General features: G+C 44.1%; 3 protein-coding genes. 2 read left to right on the forward strand and 1 reads right to left on the reverse strand.

Translation table 11 applies throughout. The features are described from left to right. Positions 1 to 194: 194 nt before the first annotated feature. Positions 195 to 2,408: a phosphoketolase family protein gene (locus AC5590_RS14255; RefSeq protein WP_169268815.1), complete on the reverse strand. Its 2,214-nt coding sequence runs from the start codon at positions 2,406 to 2,408 to the stop codon at positions 195 to 197. A 199-nt stretch (positions 2,409 to 2,607) separates the two neighbouring features. Between AC5590_RS14255 and AC5590_RS14260 the strand changes: the two genes are divergently transcribed. Both AC5590_RS14260 and AC5590_RS14265 read left to right on the forward strand, forming a co-directional pair. Next, positions 2,608 to 3,984, forward strand: a complete 1,377-nt coding sequence (locus tag AC5590_RS14260) for a cytochrome P450 (RefSeq protein ID WP_169268816.1) — start codon at positions 2,608 to 2,610, stop codon at positions 3,982 to 3,984. Between the two features lie 243 nt (positions 3,985 to 4,227). Beyond that, positions 4,228 to 5,574 (forward strand): cytochrome P450, encoded by a 1,347-nt coding sequence (locus AC5590_RS14265; RefSeq protein ID WP_169268817.1) that lies wholly within the window; start codon positions 4,228 to 4,230, stop codon positions 5,572 to 5,574. Positions 5,575 to 5,657 lie beyond the last annotated feature (83 nt).

Here is a 5,657-nt window from a genome sequence, read left to right on the forward strand (position 1 = left end):
GGCTAGTTGCCACAACGCGCTTAACCCGCGCAAGGCACTTCTCTGTGCAGCGCTGGCTCGTCTTGGCGGTTAGTTTTTTTATTTTTTGTTCACGACCTATCTAGGATTGCTATATATTTTAATCAGATAATAAAGATTATGCCGCTCCTCATGTGTGAAGAGCGGCAATACCGTATCGTATCAGATTGCTAAATCTAACTCACCAACGAAATCCCCCGCTTCACCAACGCCTCTGCTGTCAAACCATTAAACGCCATCAACTCGCCAGCACTCGCTGTGGTTTCCCCACGCTTCCACGCGAAGGTATCCCGCTTGCTGGTACTCCGTAACATGATGGGTTCTAGCATCGCCGCAGCACCACCAGTCACACCAATGAGTGCATCGCCATCAAACAATTCGGCAAATTTCTCATCATCCACAAAACCACCATCAGCTTCAGAACAAGTATCCCAAGCAGTATCATGGGGACGATACAAACGACGGGGGTTGATAACAGAAACAATTCTTGCGCCAATACCTTCTTTTTCTAATAAAGCAGCAGCTTCAAAGACTGGTATTAATGTCATATCTCCAATAACGGCAAAGACAACTTTCTTATTACCAGAAACTTCTTGTAAGACTACCGCGCCATCGCGTAAAGCTTGACTCGTTTGTTCAAAAGTTGTGCGAATTTGCAATGGTGACTTACTCGCAGTAATCACAATTCCCTTATTTTTAGTCGTCAATGCCCAGTCATAACAAACCTGAATACTGTTAGCATCAGGAGGAAACAATGGAAATACATTACCGTTGCGCATTAACGAAGCAAAATAAGCTTCAATTTCCGGACGTTGGTGAGTCCAACCGTTGCGTCCTTGCTCTAATGCACCAGCGGTGAATAATGTAATAGTTGAGGGAGTGCGACGCCGCAATTCTGCCATTGCTTGCGTGACTGTTTGCCAAATTGGTAAACCGTTGATGGCAAAAGATTCGTAAGAACACCACAAAGTCCGCGCACCCATTAACGCTAAACCAGCAGCTAACCCCGCACAAGCATCTTCACTCAATGGTTCATACACTTGTCCATTGGGTGCTTGGTAATATAAGTCATCTGTCGTGGGGTGGATAATTTTGAGTGCTTGGTTAATATTGGCAATACCAGATGCTTCGTTACCGTCGGCGTTAGTCACGAAAAAGTTGCGATCTATCTGTCCTACCTTAGCCACCAATGTTCCCATTGCTGTGGTGGAAACTTTTGGTTCGCCACCCACTGGATATTCTTCCAAAGGCAATTCGCCTAATTCTGGCAACTTATACTCAAATTCTGTCACAACTGTTTTCGCTGCTGGACCTCCGCCTGCGCGTTCACAGTTTGTCCGTACGAGTTGCCAAACTTCTGGAGGTAAGGCACGTTCTTTCAGCGCACTGACAATATGGGGAGCATCTAAGGTGTCTTTAGCATAGAGGTTGTGAGACTTGGCACCTCGTGCATGAACTCCTGCACCTTTGAGTTGTTTTATGATAAATACGGTTAGCTTGCCACTGAGTGCAGAACGCGCTGCTTCATCCACACCTGTGAGTACAGCTTTGGTAAAAGCTAGCCGCTGCTCAAAGGAAAAGGCGGTACTATCAACGTAATCCCCCTTTTGATTTGCGTCGTCAAAGTCTTTGGCATCGACTAACACGACTTTTTCAAAACCGTTACCGTACCAGTATGCCGTCATTTGTTCATTGGTTTTGAGAGACACCATGCTGTGGTGTTCTTGGCTGTAACCGTTCCACACCAAAACTGGTAAGAAGTTGGTGACAGTTGGAAAAGCGGTGTGGAAGTGTGCTATGGAACTCATGATATACGGTTCACCCAATCCACCATCGCCAACGGTGAAGGGGAAAAGCTTGTCTTTGTGCAACAATGCAGCTGACATTGCAAAGTGTTGCCCTTGTCCTAAAGGACCTGCTGGTCCAAGAATACCAGGAATATAGCCAGAAAGATGTCCTAACAGCCCATGTTTTTCCCGGAAGCGATCGCGCAATTGTTGCACCGTCTCAATTCCCATGTCCTCTAGTGATCGATCCAAGAACATGGCACTATAAAATCCAGGGGCATGGTGTCCCACTTCCGTAATAATGTTTTTGTAACCGAGCATGACAAGCGCCGCATAAGCTTCGGCTTGAGAAGCAAAACCACCTGGGTGTCCAGAAGCTTTACTTGCTGTGACTTGCAGTATTAGGTAACGCAAAGCGTCAGCAGTAAGTAAGGTTTGGAAGGCGGCGGCTGGATCATCAGGATTGGCGATCGCCACTTTACCTGACTCTATGACAGGTGTTCCACCATATTTTTCAAAGCCGGGGATTGCTTCACCAAAGTATTGAATACCTTCACAAAAATTAGGAGCCGCTGAAGTTTCCTTTGGGGTTGTTGCCGTCATGCTAAGTACCTTAATTTAAGTATGAGGAGACACCGGAGATGCTCGTTCAATTTAACAAAAATTTTACAACTTTCAGGTTGTAACAGTTTATTGTTCTTTTGCAACATAAATATAAAGATATTCAATCTAACTTCAAAAAATTTAATTTTCTTTTTTGAATTTCAGTGGCAAAAAAGAATAAAAGTAAAAAACAAGGCTTATGAAACTACCAAATGGACCGCAAACTCCAGGGCTGGTACAAATGCTCCAGTGGGTTTTCAGCCCCATGTCATTTATGGAAGCTTGTACTAAACGCTATGGGGATATCTTCACACTGCAGCTAAGTCGTCCGGTGGTTTTTGTCAGCAATCCTGCGGCGATGCAGCAGATGTTGACAAGTGACACAAAGGAGTTTGAGGCTCCTAGTGACTGGAATACTCCTTTTGAACCTATGCTTGGCAAGAATTCTGTCATCACTCTTAGTGGTAAGGCACACCAGCGTCAACGACAGTTAATGATGCCTTCGTTTCATGGTGACAGAATGCGAACCTACGGTCAGGTTATTGGCGATATTACAGAGGAAATTAGCAGCCAGTGGCAGATAGACAAACCCTTCAGCGCACGGTCTGCAATGCAAGCTATCACCATGCGGGTGATCATGCAAGCCGTGTTTGGCTTATATGAAGGTTCACGCGCCCAAGAATTGGAGGAAGTTTTAAGTCTGATGCTAGATGAAGGGGGACAATCTCCTGCAAGAGCGCTCATCCTTTATTTTCCAGCCCTACAACGGGATTTAGGACCACTCACGCCTTGGGGAAAGTTCTTGCGCCGCCGGGAACGAGTTAACCAAATGCTGTACGCGGAAATTCGCGAACGGCGAGAGCAACCAGACTCATCGCGGACAGATGTCCTCAGCTTGCTGATGGCGGCGAAGGATGAAGCAAACCAGCCAATGACTGATCAGGAATTACGTGATGAGTTAATGACTTTGTTAGTAGCAGGTCACGAAACTACAGCCACTGCGTTAACCTGGGCATTGTACTGGATTCACAAACTGCCAGGAGTACGAGAAAAACTTCTAGAGGAACTTGATACTTTGGGCGATAACCCAGACCCCAGCACCATTTTCAAATTACCTTATTTAAATGCTGTGTGCTGTGAAACCTTGCGGATTTATCCAGTTGCGATGCTTACCTTTACACGAGTGGTGAGAACACCCGTATCGTTGTCTGGACACGAACTTGAACCAGGTACACTTGTCATGGGCTCAATTTATCTGACTCATCAGCGTGAGGATTTATATCCCCAACCCAAACAGTTTAACCCAGAACGTTTTCTGAAAAGGCAATTTTCAGCTTATGAGTATTTGCCGTTTGGTGGTGGTGTCAGGCGTTGCATAGGTATGGCATTTGCCCAGTTTGAAATGAAAGTTGTGCTTGCTACCATCCTGTCGCGCTGGGAATTGGCGCTGGTTGATGACGGTGATGTGCGACCAAAACGCCGTGGTATGGTTTCAGGTCCCAACCGTTCCATCCAAATAGTTGTTAAAGGTCAGCGAGCTCAGAAGTCTAAAATTTTGGAATCTATCGCTGGTTAAGTTTTTAAGGAACAATATTTTGATATAGTTTTCTACGCAGAATAACTGAGTAGTTGTAGGTAAGGCATATGCCTTACCTATAAATTTTGAGTGAGAAATTTGAAGAAAACGAATTGCCCTCACCCCCTGCCCCTCTCCCAATTTGGGAGAGGGGTGCCCGATAGCGTAGCGTGCCGTTAGGCATAGGGCAGGGTGAGGGCAACGCGTGTATTAAAACAACAAAGAAATATGTGAAGTTCTATTATGATTGGTTCTTTGAAACAAACACTGCAATTAATTATTAATCCAACGAGATTTTTAGAAGATTGTGCTGCTAAGTATGGTGACACGTTCACGGTTCGAGTATTAGGGATAAATTCGCCGCCAGTGGTGTTTTTTCGTAGTCCGGAAGCTATCGCTGAGTGTTTTGCTGTGCCTGCTAAAGATTTGGATTTTAAGAAGGCAACTCATGTTTTTGAGCCTTTGTTTGGGGAGAATTCGATTGTTTTGCAAGAGGGGCGATCGCACAATCGCCAACGCCAATTATTGATGCCACCCTTTCATGGTGACCGCATGAAAACTTACGGTCAAGTCATTTGCAAAATCACTGAAAATATTATTCAAAATTGGACACCTGGCACATCTATTTCTGTACAGCATGTCATGCCAGATATTACTTTACAAATTATTTTACAAGTAGTATTTGGAATAAGTCCCGGTGTCCGTTATGAAAAATTAAAAGAACTGCTGAGTTCTTTGTTAGAAGATGTGACAAAACCTTTGTACTCTACCTTATTTTTCTTCCCACCACTACAAAAAGATTTAGGTGCATGGAGTCCTTGGGGAAATTTCCAAAAACGTCGCGAGGAAATTGACAAACTGATTTATGCAGAGATTTCTGAACGACGTTTATCTAATGATGCTTCACGTACAGATATTCTCAGTCTGCTGATGTCAGGGCATGACGAAAACGGACAACAAATGACAGATAAAGAGTTACGTGACCAATTAGTTTCACTGTTGCTTTTAGGATATGAAACGACAGCTGCTGTCTTAGCTTGGCTATTTTATTTAATTCACTTCCACTCACAAGTAAAAGATAAGCTGATGCAGGAATTGAGGACTTCAGGCGATACACTTAATCCCGAAACAATCACTCAATTACCATACCTGAGTGCTGTCTGTTCGGAAACGCTGCGACTTCACCCCATTGCTCTTATTTGTACGCCACGAATGGTAAAAGACAAAGTAGAAATTGCCGGTCAAAAATTTACATCTGGGACAGTTTTAGTTCCTAGCATTCATTTAGCTCATCGACGCGCAGAAACTTACCCATATCCAGAAAAATTTAAACCAGAAAGATTTCTCAATCAAAAATTTTCACCTTATGAATATTTACCCTTTGGGGGAGGTTATCGCGGTTGTATCGGTGCAGCATTTTCTATGTATGAAATGAAATTAGTTACAGCAACTATTTTGTCACGTTTTCAACTAGAGCTTACTGATAAGCATCCAGTGCGTCCAGTACGTCGTGGAATTACGATTGTTCCCTCTGGTGGTGTACAAATGGTTGTTACTAATCAGATAAATAAAGCGAAAGCTTTTATATAGGAATCCAGTTGAATTTGGTGAGACCAGTGCTGCAGGAGGGTTTCCAACGCCAGATACCTGCGGAGGGAAACCCTCCCGCAGTA

The sequence above is a fragment of the Brasilonema octagenarum UFV-OR1 genome (genome assembly GCF_963888615.1).
GTDB classification, from domain to species: Bacteria; Cyanobacteriota; Cyanobacteriia; order Cyanobacteriales; family Nostocaceae; genus Brasilonema; species Brasilonema sennae.

Coding starts and splice junctions, on each gene's coding strand:
- AC5590_RS14260 (WP_169268816.1), top strand. CDS start 2,608: ATGAAACTACCAAATGGACCGCAAACTCCAGGGCTGGTACAAATGCTC.
- AC5590_RS14255 (WP_169268815.1), bottom strand. CDS start 2,408: ATGACGGCAACAACCCCAAAGGAAACTTCAGCGGCTCCTAATTTTTGT.
- AC5590_RS14265 (WP_169268817.1), top strand. CDS start 4,228: ATGATTGGTTCTTTGAAACAAACACTGCAATTAATTATTAATCCAACG.